The organism is Pseudonocardia petroleophila, assembly GCF_014235185.1.
In the GTDB taxonomy this organism is placed as follows: Bacteria; Actinomycetota; Actinomycetes; order Mycobacteriales; family Pseudonocardiaceae; genus Pseudonocardia; species Pseudonocardia petroleophila.
The window spans coordinates 52,338-76,612 of record NZ_CP060131.1; the positions used below are offsets into that span (position 1 = coordinate 52,338).

Annotated in this window: 20 protein-coding genes; 7 read left to right on the forward strand and 13 right to left on the reverse strand. The window is 75.8% G+C overall.

Going from position 1 to position 24,275, the window contains the following annotated elements; translation table 11 throughout:
• Nucleotides 1-3: 3 nt before the first annotated feature.
• The 5 genes from H6H00_RS00275 to H6H00_RS00295 form a co-directional block, all read right to left on the reverse strand.
• Complete coding sequence (locus H6H00_RS00275; RefSeq protein ID WP_185719396.1) at nt 4-1,428, reverse strand: AMP-binding protein; 1,425 nt, start codon at nt 1,426-1,428, stop codon at nt 4-6.
• Entirely contained in the window at nt 1,425-2,807 is a 1,383-nt protein-coding gene (locus tag H6H00_RS00280; protein ID WP_185719397.1) for an FAD-binding oxidoreductase, read from the reverse strand. The genes H6H00_RS00275 and H6H00_RS00280 overlap by 4 nt, the downstream gene beginning before the upstream one ends.
• An 11-nt stretch (nt 2,808-2,818) precedes the next feature.
• Nucleotides 2,819-3,739 (reverse strand): NAD(P)/FAD-dependent oxidoreductase, encoded by a 921-nt coding sequence (locus H6H00_RS00285; protein WP_185719398.1) that lies wholly within the window; start codon nt 3,737-3,739, stop codon nt 2,819-2,821.
• A gap of 260 nt (nt 3,740-3,999) precedes the next feature.
• Nucleotides 4,000-4,932, reverse strand: a complete 933-nt coding sequence (locus H6H00_RS00290; RefSeq protein WP_185719399.1) for an o-succinylbenzoate synthase — start codon at nt 4,930-4,932, stop codon at nt 4,000-4,002.
• Between the two features lie 4 nt (nt 4,933-4,936).
• Complete coding sequence (locus H6H00_RS00295) at nt 4,937-6,394, reverse strand: flavin-containing monooxygenase (RefSeq protein WP_185719400.1); 1,458 nt, start codon at nt 6,392-6,394, stop codon at nt 4,937-4,939.
• Between the two features lie 71 nt (nt 6,395-6,465).
• On the opposite strand from H6H00_RS00295, the gene H6H00_RS00300 reads away from it, so the two are divergent.
• Both H6H00_RS00300 and H6H00_RS00305 read left to right on the forward strand, forming a co-directional pair.
• Entirely contained in the window at nt 6,466-7,068 is a 603-nt protein-coding gene (locus H6H00_RS00300; protein ID WP_185719401.1) for a TetR/AcrR family transcriptional regulator, read from the forward strand.
• 7 nt (nt 7,069-7,075) lie between these two features.
• Nucleotides 7,076-7,810 carry a siderophore-interacting protein gene (locus H6H00_RS00305; RefSeq protein WP_185719402.1) on the forward strand — a complete coding sequence of 245 codons (735 nt, stop codon included), beginning with the start codon at nt 7,076-7,078 and terminating at the stop codon, nt 7,808-7,810.
• Between the two features lie 9 nt (nt 7,811-7,819).
• Here the strand turns inward: H6H00_RS00305 and H6H00_RS00310 are convergent, their stop codons facing one another.
• The 3 genes from H6H00_RS00310 to H6H00_RS00320 form a co-directional block, all read right to left on the reverse strand.
• Entirely contained in the window at nt 7,820-8,962 is a 1,143-nt protein-coding gene (locus H6H00_RS00310; RefSeq protein ID WP_185719403.1) for an acyl-CoA dehydrogenase family protein, read from the reverse strand.
• Nucleotides 8,959-10,440 (reverse strand): TLP1 C-terminal extension domain-containing protein, encoded by a 1,482-nt coding sequence (locus H6H00_RS00315; protein WP_185719404.1) that lies wholly within the window; start codon nt 10,438-10,440, stop codon nt 8,959-8,961. The genes H6H00_RS00310 and H6H00_RS00315 overlap by 4 nt, the downstream gene beginning before the upstream one ends.
• Before the next feature lie 105 nt (nt 10,441-10,545).
• Entirely contained in the window at nt 10,546-11,169 is a 624-nt protein-coding gene (locus H6H00_RS00320; protein WP_185719405.1) for a DUF2461 family protein, read from the reverse strand.
• Between the two features lie 95 nt (nt 11,170-11,264).
• On the opposite strand from H6H00_RS00320, the gene H6H00_RS00325 reads away from it, so the two are divergent.
• Together H6H00_RS00325 and H6H00_RS00330 are read left to right on the forward strand one after the other, a co-directional pair.
• Nucleotides 11,265-11,996 carry a response regulator transcription factor gene (locus tag H6H00_RS00325; RefSeq protein WP_185719406.1) on the forward strand — a complete coding sequence of 244 codons (732 nt, stop codon included), beginning with the start codon at nt 11,265-11,267 and terminating at the stop codon, nt 11,994-11,996.
• A complete protein-coding gene (locus H6H00_RS00330; protein ID WP_185719407.1) occupies nt 11,993-13,429 on the forward strand; it encodes a sensor histidine kinase in 1,437 nt (478 codons plus the stop codon). The genes H6H00_RS00325 and H6H00_RS00330 overlap by 4 nt, the downstream gene beginning before the upstream one ends.
• On the opposite strand, the gene H6H00_RS00335 is transcribed toward H6H00_RS00330, so the two are convergent.
• From H6H00_RS00335 to H6H00_RS00355, 5 genes are read right to left on the reverse strand one after another with little or no spacing between them, the layout of a single operon-like run.
• Nucleotides 13,407-14,405, reverse strand: a complete 999-nt coding sequence (locus tag H6H00_RS00335; protein ID WP_185719408.1) for a branched-chain amino acid ABC transporter permease — start codon at nt 14,403-14,405, stop codon at nt 13,407-13,409. The genes H6H00_RS00330 and H6H00_RS00335 overlap by 23 nt on opposite strands.
• Entirely contained in the window at nt 14,402-15,265 is an 864-nt protein-coding gene (locus H6H00_RS00340) for a branched-chain amino acid ABC transporter permease (protein WP_185719409.1), read from the reverse strand. Before H6H00_RS00340 ends, H6H00_RS00335 begins: the two co-directional genes overlap by 4 nt.
• Nucleotides 15,262-15,954 carry an ABC transporter ATP-binding protein gene (locus H6H00_RS00345; protein ID WP_221775734.1) on the reverse strand — a complete coding sequence of 231 codons (693 nt, stop codon included), beginning with the start codon at nt 15,952-15,954 and terminating at the stop codon, nt 15,262-15,264. Before H6H00_RS00345 ends, H6H00_RS00340 begins: the two co-directional genes overlap by 4 nt.
• A 13-nt stretch (nt 15,955-15,967) precedes the next feature.
• Entirely contained in the window at nt 15,968-16,702 is a 735-nt protein-coding gene (locus H6H00_RS00350) for an ABC transporter ATP-binding protein (protein ID WP_185719411.1), read from the reverse strand.
• The gene (locus H6H00_RS00355; RefSeq protein ID WP_185719412.1) at nt 16,699-18,039 is read right to left on the reverse strand and encodes an ABC transporter substrate-binding protein; all 1,341 of its coding nucleotides are present in this window, start codon (nt 18,037-18,039) and stop codon (nt 16,699-16,701) included. Before H6H00_RS00355 ends, H6H00_RS00350 begins: the two co-directional genes overlap by 4 nt.
• Before the next feature lie 298 nt (nt 18,040-18,337).
• Here H6H00_RS00355 and H6H00_RS00360 point away from each other — a divergent pair, with 298 nt between their 5' ends.
• The 3 genes from H6H00_RS00360 to H6H00_RS00370 all read left to right on the forward strand — a co-directional run bounded on the left by H6H00_RS00360 (nt 18,338) and on the right by H6H00_RS00370 (nt 24,236).
• A complete protein-coding gene (locus H6H00_RS00360) occupies nt 18,338-20,974 on the forward strand; it encodes a nitrate- and nitrite sensing domain-containing protein (protein WP_185719413.1) in 2,637 nt (878 codons plus the stop codon).
• Between the two features lie 77 nt (nt 20,975-21,051).
• Complete coding sequence (locus tag H6H00_RS00365) at nt 21,052-22,278, forward strand: glycosyltransferase (protein WP_185719414.1); 1,227 nt, start codon at nt 21,052-21,054, stop codon at nt 22,276-22,278.
• Entirely contained in the window at nt 22,275-24,236 is a 1,962-nt protein-coding gene (locus H6H00_RS00370) for an ArnT family glycosyltransferase (RefSeq protein ID WP_185719415.1), read from the forward strand. The genes H6H00_RS00365 and H6H00_RS00370 overlap by 4 nt, the downstream gene beginning before the upstream one ends.
• Nucleotides 24,237-24,275 lie beyond the last annotated feature (39 nt).

Genomic DNA, 24,275 nt, shown 5'->3' on the forward strand with positions numbered 1-24,275 from the left:
GTCTCAGCCCTCCCGTAAACGGGACTTGAGCACCTTGCCCATGTCGTTGCGCGGCAGCGCGTCGACGAACCGCACCTCGCGGGGGCGCTTGTGCGGGGCGAGCTCGGCGGCGACGTGGTCGATCAGCTCCCGCTCCGCGGGGGGCTCCCCCGTTGCGACGACGACGGCGACGACCCGTTCCCCGAGGTCGTCGTCGGGCATCCCGAACACCGCGGCCTCGGCCACGCCGGGGTGCTCCAGCAGCGCGTTCTCGATCTCCCCCGCCCCGATCTTGTAGCCGCCGGACTTGATCAGGTCGGTGGACTGCCGCCCGACGAGCGCGAGCGCGCCCGACTCCGTCCAGCGACCGATGTCGCCGGTGGCGAACCAGCCGTCGCGGTCGGCGCCGCCGTCGCGGTGCAGGTAGCCGTCGAACAGGCCGGGGCCGCGCGCGTGCACCGTGCCCAGGTCGGGGTCGCCCTCGACGGGGTCCAGGCGCACCTCGGTGCCGGCCAGCGGGCGGCCGACGGTGCCGGGCTCGGGCTCCTCGTCGGCGCGCACGGCCGTGAGGATCAGCGACTCGGTGAGCCCGTAGCGCTCGCGGACGGCGAGGCCGGTCGCGGCGCGCAGGCGGGCGTGGTCGACGGCGGTGAGCGCTGCCGACCCCGAGACGAGCAGCCGGGCGCGGCCGATCCGCTTCGCCGCGTCCGGATCGGACTCCAGCTGGTCGGCGAGGCGGTGGTACTGGGTCGGCACCCCGAACACCATCGTCGCGCCGGACTCGACGGCCCCGGCGAGCGCACCGGCGTCGAGGGCGGGGAGGTGGTGCAGCGACCCGCCGCGGCGCAGCGGCCCGAGCACGCCGAGGACGAGCCCGTGCACGTGGAACAGCGGCAGCGCGTGCACCAGCACGTCGTCGCCGGTCCAGGACCAGGCGTCGGCGAGTGCGTCGAGGTTGGCCGCGACCGCGCCGCGGGACAGGACCGCACCCTTGGGCGGTCCGGTCGTCCCCGAGGTGTAGACGACGAGCGCGGGCGCGGCCGTACCCGGGTCGCGCGGGGGCGCGCCGCCGCCGGTGCTGCTCAGCTCGACGTCGATGCGCGGGAGCTCGGCGAGCCCGCCGGGCAGGTCGGCAGCCGGGGCGGCGAGCACCGCGCCGGGCTCGGAGTCGCCGAGCACGTGGGCCAGCTCGCGCTCCCCCAGCTTCGGGTTGACCGGCACCGCGGGCACCCCGGCGAGCACCGCCGAGGCCACCGCGACGGCCGTGTGGATCCCGGGCACCGCGTGCACCGCGATCCGCTTCGCGCCGGCCGCCCTGATCCGCTCGGCCAGCGCGTCGGCGACCGACGCCAGCTCGGCGTGGGTCAGCGACGCCTCGCCCGCGCGCAGGGCCGGGCGGTCGGTCGGGTCGAGCAGGGTGGGCAGCAGCGCCGTGGGGAGCGGGGTCACGCGATCACCTTGCCGGGGTTGAGGATCCCGCGCGGATCCAGGGCCGCCTTCACCGCGCGGTGCATCGCGACGACGGCCGGCCCGAGCTCGCGCAGGGCCCCGTCGCGCTTGAGCAGGCCGACGCCGTGCTCGCCGGTGACCGTGCCGCCGAGGTCGATGGCGGCGTCGACGATGTCGTCGAACGCGGCCTGGGTGCGGATGCGGGCGGCGTCGTCGCCGTGCGGGGTGAGCATCAGCGGGTGCAGGTTGCCGTCGCCGGCGTGCGCGACGGTGGCGATCACGACGTCGCGGTGGGCGGCGATCTCCTCGATCCGGGTGAGCATCTCGGCGATCCGGCCGCGCGGCAGGCACACGTCCTCGGTGAGCATCGCCATCCCGAGCTGCTCCAGCGCGGGGTAGGCGAGGCGCCGGGCGTCGAACAGGGCCTCGGCCTCGACGGGGTCGGTGGACAGCAGGGCGTCGCTCGCCCCCGCGGCCAGGAACTCGGCGTGCATCTGCGCCGCCTCGTGCTCGGCGGCGGGCTCCGGGAGGTCGGTCTGGGCGAGCAGCAGCACGGCGGCGTCCTCCGGCAGACCGGCCCGCTTCCAGTCGTTGACGGCCTTGAGGCACACGCGGTCGACGAGCTCGAAGATCGCCGGCTGCAGACCGGCGGCCGTGACGCGCGCGATCGCGTCGCCCGCGGCGGGCAGCGTGTCGAAGAAGCCGACGACGGTGCGCGGGGCGGTGGTGCGCGCGGGCCGCAGCTTGACCGTCACCTCGGTGACGACGCCGAGCGTGCCCTCCGAGCCGACCATCAGCCCCGCCAGGTCGTAGCCGACGACCCCCTTCGCCGTGCGCCGGCCCAGCCGCACGACCTCGCCGTCGGCGAGCACGACCTCGAGCGCGAGGACGTAGTCGCGGGTCACGCCGTACTTGACGCAGCACAGGCCGCCCGCGTTGGTGGCGACGTTGCCGCCGATCGTCGACCACGGGGCGCTCGCCGGGTCCGGCGGGTACCAGAGGCCCTCCTTCGCCGCGGCCGCGCGCAGGTCGTCGTTGACGACGCCGGGCTGCACGACCGCGAGCCGCTCGGCCGGGTCGATCTCGACGATGTCGCGCATCCGCTCGGTCGACAGGACCACGCAGCCCTCGACCGCGTTCGCCCCGCCGGACAGGCCGGTGCCCGCCCCGCGGGTGACGACCGGGACGCCGTGCGCGGCGCACGCGGTGACGATCGCGGCCACCTCGGCGGTCGTCGCCGGGCGGGCCACCGCCACGGCGGCCCCGTGCGGCGCCCACTCGGCCTCGTCGTGCAGGTAGGGGGCGACCGTGTCGGGGTCGGTGAGCAGGTGCTGCCGGGGCAGGATCGCCGTCAGCGCCGCCAGTACGTCGTCGGACATGGTTGCCGACGCTAACCGGCGGTGGCGCGCGCCGCGAGGGCCCGTCCCAGGAGCGTCCCGGAGCGCCACGCCGTCTCCACCTTCGGCGCGCCCCAGCCGTCGCCGGCGTACGCGATGCCGTCCTCGCCGAGGTGGAAGGGCTCCTCGCGGGCCTGCCCCGGGGAGGCGTAGCGCCAGCGGTGGGCGTAGGTCCACTCCGGTTCGACCGTGAGGCCCAGCAGCCCGGCCAGCGCGTCGAGGACGAGCGGGACGGCGGCGTCGGGGTCCGTGTCGTGGGCGCGGGCGACGTCCGCGGTGGTGTGCGCGACGAGGACCGGGGCGTCGTCGCCGCGGCGGGCGCCGTCGTCGGCGACGAGGGTGAGGACCGGGTGGTCGTTGACGAACGCGACCGGCAGGTCGGGCCAGCGGCGGCGCGACCACCCCGCGGCGACGGCGACGACCGGCGACCACTCCGGCGACGGGGCCCCCGTCAGCCGCGCGGACTGCGGGTCGGGCATGGCCAGGACGACGGTGTCGGCCCGCTCGCCGTCGACGACCGGGCCGGGCCCGACGCGGCTCACCTCGTGCCCGAGCCGCACGTCGAGGCCCGTCGCGAGGTCGGTGACCAGGCTGCGCAGTCCGCCCGGCGCCGCGTACCGGACCGGGCCCGGGGCACCGGTGCGCCTGCCCCCGGCCAGCACGGCGGGCTCGGAGGTCCACTCCCGGACCAGACCGGCGTCCTGCCAGCCCCGGACGACCGCGCTGAACTCCGGGTCGCGGGCGGTGAAGTACGCCGCCCCGAGGTCCACCGGACGCCCGGCGAGGCGCTTGCTCGACATCCGCCCGCCGACGACCCGCGCACGCTCGAGCACCCGGACCGGCAGCCCGGCGGCCGCCACCTCCCGCGCACACGCGATCCCGGCGATCCCGGCCCCCACGACGATCACCGACATGGCGGCCACGCTAGGCGCCGGACGGAGCGGGCGCCCGGTGACGGTGCCCACCCGGCCCGCCGCACACCCCCCGCCGGACACCGGCTTTGCTCTGCTTACCGATACGCACCGCCGGAGATCGGCTGGTGCGTCGAGGTAAGCAGAGCAAAGGCGGGGCCGAGTGCCACCCGTCGGCCCGCCCCCTCCCGGGCCGCCGGGACGCTCCCGCGTCCCGCGCACCGGATCCACGGGCGGAGTGGAGCAGGGCGGGTCGGGGCGGGTCAGCGCAGCGCTTCCACCCGGGCCAGTCGCGCCCGCCACCAGGCCGTGCGCTCCGGGTCGGCGGCCGGTGCGTCGGCGAGCCGTGGGACGGGCGCCGTCCGGGGCACCGGGAGCAGCCCGTCGACCGGGGCGAGGGGGGCCACGACGTCGGCCGCCAGCAGCGCCCCCGTGCCCAGCCCGCACGCGAACTCCAGCGACGGCAGCGCCCCGGCCAGCGCGATCTCCGCGGCCAGCCCGACCCCGGACTCCAGCGCCGAGGACACCACGCACGGTAGCCCGCACGCCTCCGCCACCTCCAGCGCCCGCCGCACGCCGCCGAGCGGGGCACACTTGAGCACGGCGACGTCCGCCGCCCCGGCCACCGCGACGCGGAGCGGGTCCGACGCCCGGCGGATCGACTCGTCGGCGGCGATCCGCACGTCGACCCGGCGCCGCACGGCCGCGAGCTCGTCGATCGTGACGCAGGGCTGCTCCACGTACTGCAACCCGCCGGCCGCGCGGTCGAGGGCGCGGATCGCCGCCACCGCCTCGTCGACGGTCCACCGCGCGTTCGCGTCGACCCGCACGTGCCCGCCGGGGCCCAGCGCGTCGCGGACGGCCTCGACGCGCGCGAGGTCAGCGGCCAGCGACCCCGGCGCGTCGGCCACCTTCACCTTCGCCGTGCCGCACCCCGACGCCACCACCATCGCGTGCGCGACGGACGGCGACACCGCCGGCACGATCGCGTTGACCGGCACCGCGTCCCGCACCGGCGCGGGCCAGCCGTCGTGCGCGGCCTCGTGGGCGGCGTCGTACCAGGCCCGCGCCTCGGCGTCGTCGTACTCGGGGAAGGGGCAGAAGTCGCCCCACCCCGCGGGCCCCTCCAGCAGCAGGCCCTCCCGCACGGTGATCCCGCGGAAGCGGGTGGTCATCGGCAGGGCGTAGACGAACACGCCCCTATGCAACCAGCTCGTGGTCGGCCGGGTTCACCTTCCGGGTGCGGCGGCGGTAGTCGAACGTGTAGCCGGGCCAGACGGTGCGGTTGTTGCCCTGGGCGTCGAGGTACCAGGACCTGCAGCCGCCCGAGTTCCACACCGAGCCGACCAGCCGCCGCTGGATCTCGGCGTTGAACGCGTCCTGCCGGTCGCGGCGCGTGTCGAGCGCGGTGGCGCCGTGGGCGTCGAGCAGGCGCAGGGCGTCGACGATGAAGCTCGTCTGCGACTCGATCATGAAGACCATCGAGCTGTGCCCCAGCCCGGTGTTCGGCCCGATCATCATGAACAGGTTCGGGAAGCCGGCGACGGTCGTGCCCAGCAGCGCCTGCGGGCCGTCGGCCCACTCGTCGGCGAGCTTGACGCCGTCGCGGCCGGTGACGGTGACGTCGGCCAGGCTCTCCCCGACCCGGAAGCCGGTGCCGAGGATGATTGTGTCGACCTCGTGCTCGATGCCGTCGGCCGTCACGACCCCGTTCGCGGTGACGCGCGTGATCCCGTCGGTCACGACGTCGACGTTGGGCTGCTTGAGCGCGGAGTAGTAGTCGTTCGACATGAGGATGCGCTTGCAGCCGATCGTGAAGTCCGGCGTCAGCTTGGCCTTGAGATCGGGGCGGTCGGCGAACTTCCGGTCCAGGTAGGCCCGCGCGAAGCCCTCGATGATCTTCATGCGGGCGGGCTTGAGGAAGCCGCCGACGAGCATCTCGTTGCGCGCGTAGACCAGCGAGCGCTGCACCTTCTGCGCGGCCGGGAACGCCCTGTACAGCGCGCGGAGCGGCCCCGCGATCTCCCGGTCGGGCTTGGGCAGCACCCACGGCGCGGTGCGCTGGAACAGCGTCAGCGAGGCGACATCGGGCTGGATGCGCGGGACGAACTGGATCGCGCTCGCCCCGGTCCCGACGACGGCGACCCGCTCGCCGCGCAGGTCGTGGTCGTGGTTCCAGCGCGAGGAGTGGAAGACGGTGCCGCGGAAGTCCTCGAGGCCCTCGATGTCGGGCGTCGACGGGAGGTGCAGCGGCCCGGTGCCCCACACGACGGCGCGCGCGTGCACGACGGAGCCGTCGGCGCTGCTCACGGCCCAGCGGGTGCCGTCCCACTCCAGGCCGGTGACCTCGCGGCCGAAGCGCAGGCGGTCGCGCAGGCCGTAGCGGTCGGTGACCGCCTCCAGGTACGCGCGGATCTCGGGCTGCCGCGCGAAGGTGCGCGTCCAGTCCGGGTTGGGGGCGAAGGAGAACGAGTACAGGTGGCTCTGCACGTCGCAGGCGCAGCCGGGGTAGGTGTTGTCCCGCCAGGTCCCGCCGACGCTGTCGCCCTTCTCCAGGATGACGAAGTCGTCCCGGCCCGCCTCGGCGAGCTTCACGGCGGCGCCGAGCCCGGCGAACCCGCTGCCGACGATGGCCACGTCCACGGTCTGATCCGACATTCCCCGACCTCCCAGTAGGTGTTACCGGCGGTAAGTTACCACGAGTAAGTTACCTGCGGTAGGGTCTTCCCGTGACGACGACACGAGCCCCCCGTCGCCGGGTCGGGCGGGCGGAGCGCGAGCAGCAGATCCTCGACGCCGCCGTCGCCGTGTTCAGCGAACGGGGCTTCCAGAACGCCTCGATGGACGCCGTCGCCGAGCGCGTGGGCGTCACCAAGCCCGTGCTCTACACCCACTTCGGCTCCAAGGACGGCCTGCTGCTCGCCTGCATCTCGCGGGCCCGCGCGGAGCTGCTGGAGGTCACGTCGGGTGCGGCCGCCTCCGCCGACACCCCCGAGGAGATGCTGCGCCGCGGCACCCGCGCGTTCTTCGACTACCTCGAGCGCCACGAGCCGGAGTGGACGCTGCTCTACTGCGAGTCGACGGTCGCGGGCGAGGCGCTGGAAGGCATCCGCGCGCAGCAGACCGACTTCATCGCGGCCCTGCTCGCCGCGCAGGCCCCCGGCACCGACCCGCAGCGCCTGGAGGGCTGGGCGCAGGTGATCGTCGGTGCGTGCGAGCGGCTGGCGGTGTGGCGCGGCAGCGCCCGGACCGTCACGAGCGAGCAGGCCACGGAGTACCTCATGGACCTGGCCTGGACGGGGTTGGGGACGCTGGACCCCGGCGCGGGATGATCGGCCGATGAGCACGACGGCACCCCGCCTGCTGCAGGTCCGGCGCAGCGAGCGGGTCACCCCGCGGATGATCCGCGTGACGCTGGGCGGCGACGAGCTCGCCGGCTTCCCCGGCGACGGCCCGGACCGGCGGATCAAGATGTTCTTCCCGGTGCCCGGCCAGGAGCGCCCCGCGGTGCCGCGCGCCGCGTCCGGCGGGCCGGTGTGGCCGGCCGGTGAGGCGCGGCCGGCGATCCGGACGTACACGGTGCGGCGGTTCGACGCGGGCGCGGGCGAGCTCGACGTCGACTTCGTCCTGCACGGCGACGGGCCCGCCGCGGCGTGGGCGGCGGAGGCGGCACCCGGGGCGTGGGTGGGCGTCTCCGAGCCGGGCGGGCGCTACGAGCCCGACCCGACCGCCGACTTCCACGTCGTCATCGGCGACGAGACCGCGCTGCCCGCGGTGGCCACGGTCCTCGACGCGCTGCCGTCCGGGGTGCCGGCGCTGACGTTCCTGGAGGTCGCCGACGCCGCCGAGGAGCAGCCGCTGCCCGGCACCGTCACCTGGGTGCACCGCGGCGACCGCGAGGCCGGCGCGCCGCTGGCCGAGGCCGTGCGGACGGCGGCGTTCCCGGCCGGGCGCGGGCAGGCGTGGCTCTCGGGCGAGAGCGCGTGCGTCAAGGACCTGCGCAGGCACCTGCTCGACGACCGCGGTCTCGACCGCCGCGCCGTCTACGCCACCGGCTACTGGCGGGCCCGCTAGCTGTGATCCTCAGAACCCCAGCAGCTTGGCGATGATCTCGTTCATGATCTCCGTGGTGCCGCCGCCGATGCCCAGCAGGCGCGCGTCGCGGTAGTGCCGCTCCACCTCGTGCTCGCGCATGTAGCCGAGCCCGCCGAGAAGCTGGACGCACTCGTGGACGGCGTGGTCGCACGCGGCCACCGCGGTGTTCTTGGCCATCGCGGTCTCCATGAGCATCGACTCGCCGGCGAGCCAGCGGGTCGTCACCGTCTGCGTGTAGACCCGCGCCACGTCGATCTGCCGGGCCGTCTCGGCCATCTTGTGCCGCACGACCTGCCGCGAGGACAGGGGGCGCCCGAACGTCTCGCGCTCGCGGATCCAGGTGCTCGTGAGGTCGACGCAGCGCTGCGCGGTGGCGTACGCCTGCACGGCGAGCGAGAGCCGCTCGCTCTGGAACTGCTGCGCGATCTGCAGGAACCCGGTGCCCTCCGCCCCGACGAGGTGCCCGGCCGGCACGCGCACCCCGGCGTAGGACAGCTCCGCGGTGTCGGAGCAGAGCCAGCCCATCTTGTCGAGCCTGCGCGAGACGCCGAACCCCGGCGAGCCCTTCTCCACGACCAGCAGCGAGACCCCCGCGTGTCCCGGGCCGCCCGTGCGCACCGCGGTGGTGACGAAGTCGGCCCGCACCCCGGAGGTGATGTAGAGCTTCGCCCCGTCGACGACGTACTCGTCGCCGTCGCGCCGGGCCCGCGTCCGGATCCCGGCGACGTCGGAACCGCCCTCGGGCTCGGTGATCCCGAGCGCGCCGATCAGCTCGCCCGCCAGCGTGGGACGCACGAAGCGGTCGATCAGGTCGGGGTCGCCCGCCGCGACGATGTGCGGCAGCGCGATGCCGTGCGTCAGCAGCGCCGCGACCAGCCCGCCCGAGCCGCCGGACAGGATGATCTGCTCGGCGACGAGGAAGCCGTCGATCGCGTCGCCGCCGCCCCCGCCGACCTCCTCCGGGTACGCGACGCCGAGCAGCCCGACGTCCGCGGCCTTCCGGTGCAGCTCGCGCGGGACCTCGCCGTCGCGCTCCCAGTCGGCCAGGTGCGGCACGATCTCCCGGGTCGTGAAGTCGGCGACGAGCGCGCGCAGCGCCGTCCGCTCGTCGGTGCGCCAGGGATCGGTCATGCCGCCTCCACCACCACGTGCTCGCCCGTCGTCGTCGCCCGGACCCTCCGCCCGACCGTCTCGCCGTGCTCCAGCGACAGGACCCGCGCGCTCGCCACGTCCCCGGGCGCGGTGGAGGCGCAGTACCGCGCGCCGCCCGCCGTGCGCGCGACCAGGAAGCCCTGGGCCGGTGCGCCGTCGCGGCCGTGCTCGACGGTGGCGGTCTCCACCGTCACCTCCTCGCCGTCGACGACGGTCGCGACGGGCGGCCCCGGCCGCGCGGTGTCGCGGGACCCGGGATCACCCACGTACTCGTGCGGCGTCGTGGAGACGACGAGCGCGTGCTCGTGGGTGAGGTAGCCGCCGTTGCCGTGCACGAGCGCGGTGCCGCCGCCGGCGCGCAGCCGTGCGGTGACGGCCACGAGCGCGTGCAGGGTGTAGCTCGACAGCGGCCCGCCGAACGCCGAGTGCCCGCCCGTCACCCCCACCGGCGGCGCGATGCCCAGGTGCGCGCCGACCAGCTTCGGGACGACGGGGAAGCAGCTGTAGACGTCGATCACGTCGAGGTCGGCCGGGCTCAGCCCGGTGGCGGCGAGGGTGCGGTCGAGGACGTCGGACAGCGCTGCCGACGCCGCGAAGCTCGGCCGGGCCAGCGCGTCGGCGTCGTCGTGGGCGCCCGCCCCGCCCCACACGTGCACGATCCGGTCCTCCGGCACGCCGGCCTCGCGGGCCGCGGCCAGCGAGGTGACGACGACGGCGGCGGCCTGGTCGACCATCGGCATCGCGTTGACGCCCAGCGGGTACGGCTCGCACACCATCCGGTTGCCGGGGCCGACGGTGGCGATCTCGTCGGCGGAGCGCGGCTCGGGGTTCCACGCGACCGGGTTCGCGGCCGCGACCTGCGAGAACGCCGCATACAGCTCCGCGGACGCCCGCGCGGCCTGCTCCGGGGTCTCGCCGCGGGCGGCGCGCAGGGCGTTCTCGAACAGCGGGTAGACGCGCGTCGGCAGCACGAGCCCGGTGCGGGTCATGGCGTCGCTGCGCAGCCCGCTCTCCTCGAACGAGGGCGGCCCGCCGGGCGTGGCGCTCCAGCGCTGCGCCGGGTCGATCCCGTTGCGCCACAGCGCCTGCACCGACGCCTGCGCCTCGCCGCCGACGATCAGCGCGACGCGCGACCCGCCCGCCGCGATCCGCGCCGCCGCGAGCTCCAGCAGCTCGGCGGGGCGCTGGCCGCCGACCGTCGTGTCGACGGTGTGCCGCGGGCTCGCGCCGACCTCGCGGGCCACGCGGGCGGCGAGGTCGTCGTAGGCCCAGCTCGCGACGTGGACGGAGTAGACGGCGTCGAGAGCGGTCGGGTCGACGCCGCAGTCGGCCGTCGCCGCGCGCACGGCCTCGACGATCAGCGGGAAGGGCTCCCGCGCCCCCTCGACCGTGCGCTCCCGGTTGCCCCGGACCTGCCCGACCCCGACCAGCACCGGCCGCCGTTCGTCTGACGTCACGGCGGCGACGCTACAGACGCCGGCGGGGTCCGTCGCCGTGATCGTCGGGAACGGCCCCCGGGTGCCACCGGTGACACCCGCGGCCCACTCCCGGTGGTCTCCGGATCAGCCCGGCACCGCGGGGCGGGGGCGCGGCACGACCGGGTCGGCCGGGCCGACGTGCCGGTCGAGCCAGCGCAGCAGCGGGCCCGCCGCCCGCCACGTCTCCCGCACCCGCCGGACCGGCTCGTCGGTGCCCAGCCACTCCCCCACCGGCCACGACCGCTCCACCTGCAGCCCGCCCAGGCGCAGCAGCGCCAGGTGCGGGGCGTCGGCCCGGAACCCGCGGGGCAGGCCGGTGAGCCGCGGGGACGCGACGGTCCAGCCCTCCAGCAGCGCGGCCAGCCCGTCGTCGACGGCGGCGCGGAAGCGCGTGCGCTGACCGGCGTCGAACCGCCACGGCCCCGCCGACACCGTCAGCGCGGCGGCCGACAGCAGGACCGCCCGCGGCGGGTCGGCGGCGACCAGCCCGGCGTCGGTGCGGTACGGGGGCGCGTCGGGCCGGAAGCGGCGGTTGCGCTGCGGGCGCAGCACGCGCAGCGGACCGAACTCCTCCGCCAGCGCCGCGGCCAGCGCCCGCATCGGCGCGTCGAGGGCCGCGGTGCGGCGGTCGCGGTGGGCGGCGAAGAACGCGGGGGTGTTGTCGTCGGCGATCTCGGACAGGAACGCGGTGGCGTCTGCGGTGAACATGCCGACTTGGACGGGACGCGACGCCCCGCGGTTCCACAGCGGGCGCACAGGTTCCTCCCAGCGAGGCGACAGTTCCGCGCGCGAGGGTCACTAGCATGTCGACGATGAACGAGCAGGCGCCGCTGCGTCGCGCCGACGGCAGCGCGATCCGGGTGCTGGTCGTCGACGACGAGGCCACGCTGGCCGACCTGCTGTCCATGGCCCTGCGCTACGAGGGCTGGGAGGTCCGCACGGCGGCGGACGGGTCCGCCGCGGTGCGCGGGGCGCGCGAGTTCCGGCCCGACGCCGTCGTCCTCGACGTCATGCTCCCCGACTTCGACGGCCTCGAGGTGCTGCGCCGCGTGCGCGCCGACACCCCGGACGTGCCGGTCCTGTTCCTCACCGCGCGCGACGCCGTCGAGGACCGCGTCGCCGGGCTGACCGCGGGCGGCGACGACTACGTGACCAAGCCGTTCAGCCTCGAGGAGCTGGTGGCGCGGCTGCGGGGGCTGCTGCGCCGGTCCGGGATGGCCGCGGCGCGCCAGGGCACCGAGCTGGTCGTCGGCGACCTCACGCTGGACGAGGACAGCCACGAGGTCCGGCGCGGCGACGACCTCGTCGAGCTGACGGCGACGGAGTTCGAGCTGCTGCGCTACCTCATGCGCAACCCGAGGCGGGTGCTGAGCAAGGCCCAGATCCTCGACCGCGTCTGGCACTACGACTTCGGCGGCCAGTCCAACGTCGTCGAGCTCTACGTCTCCTACCTGCGCAAGAAGATCGACGCCGGGCGCCTGCCGATGATCCACACCGTGCGCGGCGCCGGGTACGTCCTGAAGCCCGCCGGGTGAGAGGCACCCTGCGGGCGCGGCTCGTCGCCACCGTCCTGCTGCTGCTCGCCGTCACCGGGGCCGTGATCGGGATCGTGACGACGGTGTCGCTGCACCGGATCCTCGTCGACCAGCTCGACGACAACCTGCGCGCCGCAGGCGGGATCGCCCGCGGGCTGCCGCCCGCCGACGACGACCGCGGCGTCCCCGACGGCGACGACCTGCCCGCCGGTGCCCCGCTCGGGCCGGGGCTGCAGTTCGGGGTGCTCGTCGCGGTGGTCAGCGACGGGCGGGTCACCAGCGCCGCGGTGCTCGACCGCCGGGGGGCGAGCCAGCCGGTGCCCGCGGAGGCGACGCCGGCCCTGCTCGACGTCCGGGCCGGGGACCGGCCCCGCAGCGCCGACCTCGGCGAGCTGGGCGACTACCGGCTCGTCGCCGGCTCGCGGACCTCGTCGGACGGCAGCACGGTGACGGTCGTGACGGGCCAGTCCGAGCGGCCGCTGCAGGAGACGCTGTCGACGCTCGTCGCGATCGAGGTCGTCGTCGTCGCGGTGGCCCTGCTCGGGGCGGGGGTCGCCGGGGCGGTCGCGGTGCGCCGGGAGCTGCGGCCGCTGGAGCAGGTGGCGGCCACGGCGTCGCGGGTGGGCGCGCTGCCGCTGGCCAGCGGCGAGGTGGAGCTGGCCGAGCGGGTGCCGGTGGCCGACCCGCGCAGCGAGGTGGGGCAGGTGGGCACGGCGCTCAACCGGATGCTCGACCACGTCGGCGCGGCCCTGGAGGAGCGGCACGCGAGCGAGCTGCAGCTGCGCCAGTTCGTCGCCGACGCGAGCCACGAGCTGCGCACGCCGCTGGCCGCCATCCGCGGGTACGCCGAGCTGTCGCGCCGCGGCGAGCTGACCGAGGAGACCGCCTACTCGCTGCAGCGCATCTCGTCGTCGGCGGAGCGGATGAGCACGCTCGTCGAGGACCTCCTGCTGCTCGCCCGCCTCGACGCCGGCCGCCCGCTGGAGCGCACCGAGGTCGACCTCACCCACCTCGTCCTCGACGCCGTGAACGACGCCCACGTCGCGGGGCCGGGGCACCGCTGGCTGCTCGACCTGCCCGAGGAGCCGGTGACCGTCACCGGCGACCCCTCCCGGCTCGCCCAGGTGCTGGGCAACCTGCTCGCCAACGCCCGGACGCACACGCCGCCGGGGACGCGGGTGTCGGTCGGGCTCGCCCCGGTGGCCGGCGGGGTGGCGCTGACCGTCGTCGACGACGGGCCGGGGATCGCGCCCGACCTGGCGCCGCGGGTGTTCGAGCGGTTCGCACGGGGGTCGAGCTCGCGGTCGCGGGAGAACGGCAGCACCGGCCTGGGCCTGGCCATCGTCTCCGCGGTGGTGGCGGCGCACCGCGGCACGGTGGACGTGACCAGCCGGCCCGGCCGCACCGAGTTCACGGTGACCCTCCCCCGCTGACCCCACCCTGCGAGCCCGCCACCCGGTAACCCGTCGGGAGGAACCGCACGTCCCGCCCGCCCGTCGCCAGGCCCCACAGCCCCCGCCGGGCGAACAGGGCGGCGGCGATCGCGACCAGCCCGAGCACCACCAGGTACCAGACCCCGTAGGGCTCCAGCACCTGCTGCAGGGCGAAGAACACGATCGCGCCGAGGATCGGGCCCTCGATCGAGCCGATCCCGCCGATCACCACCATGAAGATCATGAACGCCGACCACTGCACCGAGTAGATCGAGTCGGGCTGCACGCGCAGGGAGTCGAGCACGATGATCGCCCCCGCCACCCCGCACCCGGCCGCGGCGACGACGAACACCAGCCGCTTCGCCGCGGTCACCCGCACGCCGAGGCTGTCGGCGGCCGTGGGGTCGTCGCGGATGGCCGTGAGCGCCAGCCCGAGCCGCGACCGCATGATCGCGAACACCACCCCCACCGCGAGGACGACGGCCGCCAGCGCGCACCAGTACGTGACGGCGCCGCGCAGCGTCGGGCCGAGGGCCGACAGCCCCGTCAGCGACGCCCCCGAGCCGCCGCCCACGGCCGCGAACTCCACGGTGACCAGCCGGAACACCTCCGCGACCACCCACGTGCCGATCGCGAAGTAGCCGCCGTTCAGGCGGAAGACCAGCGCGGTCGTGGGCAGGGCGAGCAGCCCGGCGACGAGCGCGGCGAACGGGATCCCGACGAACGGGCTCACGCCCGCGATGTCGGTCAGCAGCACCGTGTACGCCCCGATGCCGATGAACCCCTGCTGCCCGACGGAGATCATCCCGCCGTACCCGGCGAGCAGGTTCCACATCGACGCCAGCACGACGAGCGCGAACAGCCCGACCAGCGTCCGCGTGACCGGCGGCGCGACCAGGTACGGCAGCGCCGCGAGCAGGACCACCACCGGCACGGCGAGGTACAGGGGAAGGCGCGAGCCGCGCGTCACGATCACCGGGTCGCCGCCTTCCGGAACAGGCCCTGCGGCCGGACGGCGAGCACGAGCAGGAAGACCAGGTGCCCGGCGAGCACGCCGTAGCTGGGCTGGATCTGCGCGCCGACGGTCTGCGCGACGCCCAGCACCAGCCCCCCGGCCAGCGTCCCCCACAGCGACCCGAGCCCGCCGATGATCACCGCCTCGAACGCGAAGATCAGGATCTGCGGGCCGAGCGTCGGGGTGAACGTGCCGCGCAGACCGTAGAACACCCCGGCGAGCGCGACGGTCGCGAGCGCGAGCGCGGTGGCCGTGGCGTAGACGCGGCGGGGGTCGAGCCCCATGAGCTCGGCGGTCTCGGGGTCGTCGCTCGTCGCCCGCATGGCCCGGCCGAGCGCGGTGCGCGCGAGCAGCAGCTGCAGCCCGGCCAGCACCGCGACGGCCACCACCAGCGTGAGCAGAGCGAGCACCCCGATCTGCACGCCGCCGCCGAGCGCGATCCCGGCCGTCCCGAGATCACCCGCCGGCAGCGAGCGGGTGTCGGCGGAGAACGTCTGGAGCAGCGCGTTCTGCAGGACGATCGACAGCCCGAACGTGACGAGCAGCGGCGCCAGCTCCCCCGCCTCCAGGCTGCGCTGCAGCAGCACGCGCTGCAGCACGTACCCCAGCAGCGCGACGGCCGGCACGACCACGACGAGCGACACCAGCGGCCCGACCCCCAGCACCCCGGTGACGACGACGGCGAGGAACGCGGCCAGCACCGTCAGGTCGCCGTGGGCGAGGTTGACGATGCGCAGCACGCCGAAGACGAGCGAGAGCCCGCAGGCGAACAGCGCGTACACGCCGCCGAGCAGGATCCCCTGCACCACCGCGTTGATCACGTCGCCGCCCCGAAGTACGCGGCCGTCACGGCCTCCGGGGTGACGTCGGCCGACGCCCCCGTCAGCACCGTGCGCCCGGCCCGCAGGCAGTGCACCCGCGCGGCGATCCTCAGCGCCTGACCCACGTCCTGCTCCACCACCAGCATCGTCATCCCCGCCGCGCCGATCTGCGCGAGCGCCGCGTACAGCCGTTCGACGACGACCGGCGCGAGCCCGAGCGACACCTCGTCGAGCAGCAGCACGCTCGGGTTCGCCATCAGCCCCCGCCCGATCGCGACGGCCTGCTGCTCGCCGCCGGACAGGGCCCCCGCCGGCCGGTCGCGCAGCGCGGCGAGGTCGGGGAACAGGTCGTGCACCGCGTCGACGGTCCACGGGCCCGGGCGGACCGCCCCGATCCGCAGGTTCTCCCGCACGCTCAGGCTCGGGAACAGCCTGCGCCCCTCCGGCACCAGGCTGACGCCGCGCCGCACCCGCTCGTGCGGGCGCAGCCCGTCGATCCGCGTGCCGTCGAGCACCACGGACCCGGTCGCGGAGACCTGGCCCACGACCGCGCGCAGCAGCGTCGACTTGCCGGCCCCGTTCGCCCCGATCACGGCCAGCGTCTCCCCCGTCGCGACCGACAGCGAGACGTCGGTGAGCGCCGGGAAGTGGCCGTAGACGGCGTCGATCCCCTGCACCTCGAGGCTCACCGGCATCCCCTCGTCACAGGCCCTCCACCGACGAGCCCAGGTAGACCTCGCGCACCCGCGCGTCGGCGAGCACGTCGGCCGGGTCGCCGAGCGCGATGACCGCACCCGAGGCCAGGCACAGCATCTCGTCGACGACGGAGACCAGCGCGTGCACGATGTGCTCGATCCAGATCACCGCGGTGCCGCCGTCGCGCACCTCGCGCACGATGCCGATGAGCTCGGGCAGCTCGGCGTCGGTCAGGCCGCCCGCGATCTCGTCGAGCAGGAGCAGCGTCGGGCGGCAGGCCAGCGCCCGCGCGAGCTCCAGGCGCTTGCGGTCGAGCAGCCGCAGGTCCCCGGCCGGGGTGTTGGCGCGGTCGGCCAGCCCGGTGCGGACGAGCGCGTCCCCGGCCGCGTCGTGCGCCTGCGACGTCCGCAGCCCCGCCCCGTGCACCGCCCCCACCAGGACGTTCTCGAACACCGTCATGCCGACGAACGGGCGCGGCGTCTGGTAGGTCCGGCCGATGCCCAGCCGGCAGCGGCGCGCGGCGGACACGCGCGTGACGTCGCGCCCGGCCAGCTCCACCCGCCCGGCGCCGGGCGTGAGCCCGCCGTCGAGCAGCGTCAGCAGCGTCGTCTTGCCCGCCCCGTTCGGGCCCACGACGCCCAGCGCCCTGCCCGCGGGCACGGCGAAGGACACGTCGTCGACGACGGTGAGACCGCCGAACGCGCGGGTCAGGCCGCGCACGTCGAGGACGGCGTCGGTCAACGCAGCGGCTCCACGGTGCCGGCCGTCGGGATGTTCGGGTTCTGCGTGTTCGACACGATCACCAGGTCGTACGGGGTGTCCGTGCCGGTCCGCCACTGCCCGCCCACCACCGGCGTCTTCGCGACGTTCGGCACCGGGCCCGCGGTCCAGTCCAGCGGCCCGACGACGGTGTCCAGCCGCAGCTGCGAGATCGCCTGCGCGAGTCCCTCGCGGTCGTCGATCGCCTCGACCGAGGAGAACGCGGCCGCGGCCACCTCGAACAGCGCGTGCGCGAACCCGATCGGCTGCGTCCACTGCCGCCCGGTCGACGCGGTGTAGGCGTCGGCGAGCGCACCGGCGTTCTGGCCGGTCAGCGACGAGGTGAACGGGTGGGTCGGCGACCACCAGACCTCGGTGCCGAGGTTGACGCCGAGGTCGCCGAGCGCCTCGACGCTCGACGGGAACAGCAGCGCCTTCGCGACCGTGGCGATCCTGGGCTGGTAGCCCTGCTGCGCGGCCTGGCGCCAGAACGTGGTGAAGTCGGGCGGGATCGGGACGCCGAGCAGGATCTCCGCGTTCTCCGCCTGGAACTGCGCGATCTGCGCGGAGAAGTCCTGCGTGCCGTTCGGGTAGTTGCCCGGGTCGACGATCGAGTAGCCGCGCTGCGCCTGGGCGGGCGGGAAGCCGGTCTGCGGGTTGCCCCAGGCGAGGCCGTCAGGGTCGTTGGGCCACAGCGCGCCTGCCGTCTTGTTCGTCGGGACCTGGTCCCACATGTCGGCGAACACCGCCTCGACGTCCTCGAGGCCCCAGAAGAAGTTGAACGTCCAGTTGAACCGCGTGCCCTCGGTGGCGCCGCGCCCGAAGTACCAGGGCTGCCACGGGGTGACCGTCGAGACGCACGGCATGCCGTTGGCCTCGCACTGGTCCGACACCGGGTTCGAGGTGTCCGGCGTGGAGGACACCAGCATCAGGTGGATGCCGGCGTTGCCGATCAGGTCGGCGGCGACGTCGGCGGCCCGGTTGGAGTCGGACTGGCTGTCGCGCTTGATGATCTCGACCGGGTAGGACGTGCCGCCCACCTGGATCGGGTTCTGGGCGAAGTACTCGCCGATCGCGGTGATCACGAACTGGTCGGCCTCGCCGAACGGCGCCAGCGGCCCGGTCTCCGGGCTCACGTACCCGATCCGGATGACGTCCGCGCCCCCCGAGCCGCCGGACTCCTGGAGCCCGCCGCAGGCGGAGGCGAGCCCGCCGGCCGCGGCGAGCCCGCCGGCGCTGCCCAGCACCCTGAGAAAGCGGCGGCGGTCCAACGGGACGCCCCCCGTGATGCCGCTGAGCCGGCGTTGCGTCTCGGCCATGCCGTCGTGCCCCCGTCGTCGCGCGGCCACCGGCGATCCCGGTGCCCGGAGGTCGCAGCATCGGGGGACCAGAGTTGCGGTGTCAACGATCGAGACGGAACTGTTCGCCCGTTCGCACCCGTACGGCGCAGGGGACGCGACCGGTCACTGACGTTCCGTGTCCACACCCCCCGACGTCCCGCGTCGTTCCTCCGATCGTATGAGCGGGACTCCGGGCTCCTCGCTACGCTGAGTCGCCACATCCGTCCCGGACACCGCCGCCCTCCCCAGCAGCGTCTGGCCACCTGGGAGTACTGCCGTGCCATCGTCCCGCCGGTTCTCACCCCGCGACTGGAGCCTGCGCGTCCGGCTCGCCGTCGTCCTCCTCGTCCCCGGCATCCTCGCCGTGGTCCTCGGCGGTCTGCGGATCGCCGACCAGACCGGGGAGGCCGCCGAGCTCGACCGCGTCGCCCGCTTCGCCACCGCCCAGGGCGCCGTCGCCGGCCTCGTCGAGCAGGTCGCCCAGGAGCGCTACGCCGCGACCACGTACGTGGCGGGCGGCCGCACCGGCGACGCCGCCGCGCTGCAGTCCGGGTTCGGCCGCGTCACCGACATCCGGGCCGCGCTCGAGCCCGTGCTCGCCGACCTCTACCCCGACGATCCCGCCCTCGTCGGCGCGGTCCGCCAGGCCGACCAGGCCATCGCCCGCCTCTCCGACGTCCGCGGTCTCACGCTCACCTCGGCGGCCCCGGCGTCGGCGGTCGCCGCGCGCTACACCGGGCTGGTCTCCCAGCTCTCCGAGCTCGACGGCGCCCTGCTGCGCGGGGTCAACAGCACCGAGGTCAACGGCCTGGCCACCGGCCTGTCCGGGCTGACGGCCGCGCGCAACGAGGCGTCGCTGCAGTACGCGCTCGTGGCCTCCGGCGACGACTCCACCGAGCTGGCCGCCTCCGACGCCCGGATGGGCAACGCCCTCGCCGACTTCCGCACCGCGCTCGACCCCGGCCAGCGCGTCCGCTACGGCGCCGTGATCGCCGGGCCGGCCAACACGGCCCGCGCCGGGCTGGTGCAGGGCGTCCTGGCGGCGCCGGGCACGGTCCCGCCCCGCACCCCGGAGGTGTTCGACGGGATCCTCGGCGAGCTCGACGCCGCCGAGGACGGCGTGCGCGCCGAGCTGACCAGCACCGCGCAGCAGCGCGGCAGCGCGGCGACCGCACTGGCGGGCGTCAACGCCGTGCTGCTGCTGCTGGCGCTGCTGGTCGGCGCGGTGATCGTCGGCCTCATCGCCCGCGCCATGCTCACCTCGCTGCGGACGCTGCGGTCGAGCGCGATGGACGTCGCCGAGCGCCGCCTCCCCGAGGCAGTGCAGGCCATGCGGTCGGGCTCGATGCCCGACGTCGACGTCGAGCCGGTGCCCGTCACGTCGCGGGAGGAGGTCGGGGAGGTCGCCCGCGCGTTCGACGCCGTGCACAGCCAGGCCGTCCGGCTCGCGGCCGAGCAGGCGACGCTGCAGGCCAACGTCAACCGCATGTTCGTCAACCTCTCGCGGCGCAGCCAGACCCTCGTCGACCGCCAGCTCCAGCTGATCGAGGCGCTGGAGAGCAACGAGCAGGACCCCGACCAGCTCTCCAGCCTGTTCCGCCTCGACCACCTCGCCACCCGCATGCGGCGCAACTCCGAGAACCTGCTGGTCCTCGCGGGGACCGACCTGACGAAGCGCTCCGCGCAGCACGTCCCCGTGATCGACGTGCTGCAGGCCGCGGTCTCGGAGGTCGAGCGCTACGAGCGGATCACCGTCGAGTCGCCGCCGCCGCTGGCCATCCTCGGGCGGGCCGCCAACGACGTGCAGCACCTGCTCTCCGAGCTGCTCGACAACGCCACCAACTTCTCCCCGCCGGACGCGCCGGTGCGGATGAGCGTCGTCCGCTCCGGCACCGGCCCGCTCGTCGTCGAGATCACCGACACCGGGGTGGGGATGCCGCCCGACGACCTGGCCGAGGCGAACCGGGCGCTGGCCCGGCGCACCGAGGTCGGGGTCACGGCGTCGCGGCGGATGGGCCTGTTCGTGGTCGCGCGGCTCGCCGCCCGCCACGGCATCGACGTCCGGCTCGTCACCGGGGCCGGGCTGGCGCAGGCCCGGGTGCGCAGCGGCGGCGAGCCGCCGGCGATCTCCTCGGCCACCGGCGACCCCGGGATCACCGCACGGGTCGCGATCCCCGCGCACCTCGTCGTCGGGGCCACCCCGCGGCGGCAGCCGCCCGCCGCGCCGCAGTCCCGGCCCCCGCAGGCGGCCCCGCACCCGCAGGTGTCCCCGCCCCCGCAGGCGGCCCCGCCCCGGCCGGAGCGGCCGTCGGTCCCGGAGCAGGCGTCCCGCCGTCCGAGCTTCCCGGTCCGGCCCGACGCCGCGCCGACCCCCGCGCACTCCTCCTTCGCACCGTCCGGCGACGCCGCCCCGTTCTTCACCCCGGCCCGGAGCGAGCCGCCCCCGCGGGTCGCCCCGGTCCCGCCCGAGGCCCGCCCGGTCCCCGCGGCCGACGCCGGTCCCGACGCGGACGGGTCGGCCGGGACGCCGATCTTCGAGGAGGTGACGTCGGGCTGGTTCCGCTCCTACCGGCACGTGCCGATCACCTGGCAGGACGGCGCCGCGCCCGACGGCGAGCCCGTCACCCCCGCCGGACCGATGCTGACGGGCATGCCGCAGCCGCGCCACGAGATCGGCCGGGACGCCTTCGCCTCGCCCGCCGACGACGCCGCACCCGCCCGCGACGTCGCGGTGGAGCTCGACGCCAACGGGCTGCCGCAGCGCACCCCCGGCGCGCAGCTCGTGCCCGGGAGCGTGCCGGCCCCCGCCCCGCCCCGCCAGCGCGACCCGGAGGCGGTCCGCGACCGGCTCACCGGCTACCACCGGGGGACCCGCACCGGCCGGGACGCCGCCGACGGGGGCACCGAGAGGTGAGCGGGTAGGGCCCGACGCACAGCCGGCGCACAGGTCGGCCACACGGGCCCGACAGCGAAGATCGACACGCTCGTGGCATGACCGTCGAGACCGCTCCCGCCGCACCGCCCGGGCCCCGCGCCACCGGCCCCGTGCTGGACCTCGTCGTGCCCGTCCACAACGAGGAGGCGGCGCTGGAGCCGTCGGTCCGGAGGTTGCACGCACACCTGTCCGCGCAGCTCCCCTACCCGTTCCGGATCACCATCGCCGACAACGCGAGCGTCGACGCGACCCCGCGGATCGCCGAGCGCCTGGCCGGCGAGCTGCCCGGCGTCACGGTGTTCCGGACGGCGGAGAAGGGCCGCGGCCGCGCGCTGCACGCGGTCTGGGACGCCTCGGACGCGCAGGTGCTCGCCTACTGCGACGTCGACCTGTCGACCGACCTCGCCGCCCTGCTGCCCCTGGTCGCGCCGCTGATCAGCGGGCACTCCGACCTCGCGATCGGCACCCGGCTGGGCCGCGGGTCGCGGGTGGTGCGGGGGGTCAAGCGCGAGTTCATCTCCCGCTCCTACAACCTCCTCCTGCGCGGCGCGCTGGCCACGCGGTTCAGCGACGCGCAGTGCGGGTTCAAGGCGATCCGCGCCGACGTGGCCCGGGCCCTGCTCCCGCACGTCCGGGACGGCGGATGGTTCTTCGACACCGAGCTGCTGGTGCTCGCCGAGCGCGCCGGGCTGCGGATCCACGAGGTGCCGGTCGACTGGGTCGACGACCCGGACTCGCGCGTCGACATCGTCCCGACCGCGCTCGCCGACCTGCGCGGCATCGCCCGGCTCGGACGCGCGTTCGCCACCGGTGCCCTGCCGCTGCGGGAGCTGCGCGGCCAGCTCGCCCGCCCCACCCTGGAGGTGTCCGGCGTCCTCGCCGGGATGCCGGGCCAGCTGGTGCGCTTCGCCGCGGTCGGCGTCGTCAGCACGCTGGCCCACCTGCTGCTGTTCCTGCTGCTGCGCGACCCCCTCGGCGCCTACGCGGCGAACCTCGTCGCGCTGCTCGTCACGGCCGTCGCGAACACCGCGGCCAACCGGCGCCTGACGTTCGGCGTGCGCGGCCGCGACGGGGCCGCCGTCCAGCAGTTCCAGGGGCTGATCGTGTTCGGTCTCGGGCTCGCGCTGACGACCGGTGCGCTCGCCCTGCTCGCCGCAGCCGCACCGGGCGCGAGCGCGGCCGTCGAGCTCGCCGTGCTGGTGGCCGCCAACGCCCTCGCGACGCTGCTCCGCTTCGTCGCGTTCCGCAGCTGGATCTTCCGTCCGACGGGGACCGCGGCATGACCGCCACCCTGAACCGGCCCGCTCCCGCCGGCGCTCCCGCGGCGCGCGGGGACCGGCGGGCCCCGCTCGCCGTCCTGCTCGTCGGGACCGCCGTCCTCCACCTCTGGGGCCTCGACGCCAACGGCTGGGCCAACAGCTACTACGCCGCCGCGGTGCAGGCGATGTCGCAGGACTGGACGGCGTTCCTGTTCGGGTCGCTCGACTCCGGCAACGCCATCACCGTCGACAAGCCGCCCGCGTCGCTGTGGGCGATGGCCCTCTCGGCGCGGATCTTCGGGTTCTCGACGTGGAGCATGCTCGTGCCGCAGGCGCTGATGGGCGTCGGCTCGGTGGCGCTGCTGCACGCGGCGGTGCGCCGGGTGGCCGGGTCGGGTGCGGCGCTCGTCGCGGGGGCGGTGCTGGCGCTGACCCCCGTCGCCGTCCTGATGTTCCGCTTCAACAACCCCGACGCCCTGCTCGTGCTGCTCATGGTGGGCGCCGCGTACGCGGTGGTGCGGGCGGTGGAGCGGGCCGGCACGCGCTGGCTGGTGCTCGCCGGTGTCCTGGTCGGGTTCGCGTTCCTGACCAAGATGCTGCAGGGGTTCCTGGTCCTGCCCGCGTTCGTGCTGGTCTACCTGGTGGCGGCGCCGACCGGGCTCGGCCGCCGCCTGTGGCAGCTGCTGCTGGCCGGCCTCGCGGTGGTGGTGAGCGCGGGCTGGTGGATCGCGCTCGTCGAGCTGTGGCCCGCCGACAGCCGTCCCTACATCGGCGGCTCGCAGACGAACAGCGCGCTGGAGCTGGCCCTGGGCTACAACGGGCTCGGCCGGATCCTCGGCGGCTCGGGCAACCCGGGCGGCGGGACGGGCGGCGGCTTCGGCGGCACCGTCGGCCTGACGCGGCTGTTCGGCCCGAACTTCGGCGGGCAGATCTCCTGGCTGCTGCCGGCCGCGCTCGCGCTGCTGCTGGCCGGCCTGTGGCTGACGCGCCGGGCCCCGCGCACCGACCCGCTGCGGGCCTCGCTGCTGCTGTGGGGCGGCTGGACCGTCGTCACCGGGCTGGTGTTCTCCTTCATGGAGGGCACGATCCACGAGTACTACTCGGTGGCGCTCGCGCCCGGGATCGCCGCGCTCGTCGGCGTCGGCGGGCACGTGCTGTGGCGGCGGCGGGCGACGTGGGGCGGGCGGGCCGCGCTCGCCGTCGTCACCGCGGGGACCGCGGCCTGGGCGTGGGTCCTGCTCGGCCGGTCGCCGGAGTTCCTGCCGTGGCTGCGCTGGGTCGTCGTCGGGCTCGCGGTGGTGGCCGTCGCGGTCCTGCTGCTGGGGCGCGCCGGGCGGCGGGCCGGGGTGGTCGCGGTGCTGGTCGTCGCGCTGACCGGGCTGGCCGGACCCGCGGCGTACGCGGTGCAGACGGTCGCGACCGCGCACACCGGGTCCATCGTGCTGGCCGGGCCGACCGTCGAGGGCGGCACCGGCTTCCCCGGCGGCGACCTCCCCGCCGGCGGGTTCCCCGGCGGCGACGCCGACGGGCGCGGCCTGCCCGGCGGGGGCACGCCCCCGGCCGGGTTCCCGGGCGGGACGGTGCCGACCGGCGCCCCGCCCGACGGGGGTGCGGTGCGCAGTGGAGCGGGCCCGGGCGGGACGGGCCCGGGTGCGGCCGCCGACGCCGATCCCGCGCTCGTGGCGCTGCTGCAGGCCGCGGGGACGCGCTGGGCCGCGGCGACCGTCGGCGCGCAGGGCGCGGCGGGCCTGGAGCTGTCGTCGGGCACCGCGGTCATGGCGATCGGCGGGTTCACCGGCAGCGACCCGTCCCCGACCCTCGCGCAGTTCCAGGCCCGCGTCGCCGCGGGCGAGGTCCGGTACTTCATCGGGTCCACCGAGGGCGGCTTCGGGCGCGGGGACTCCGAGATCGCCGCCTGGGTGGCCGCCACCGCCACCGCGACGACCGTCGGCGGCCAGACGGTCTACGACCTCACGGGCTGAGCCGCACGCCGGGCTCCGGCACCCCGGCGGGGCCGCACT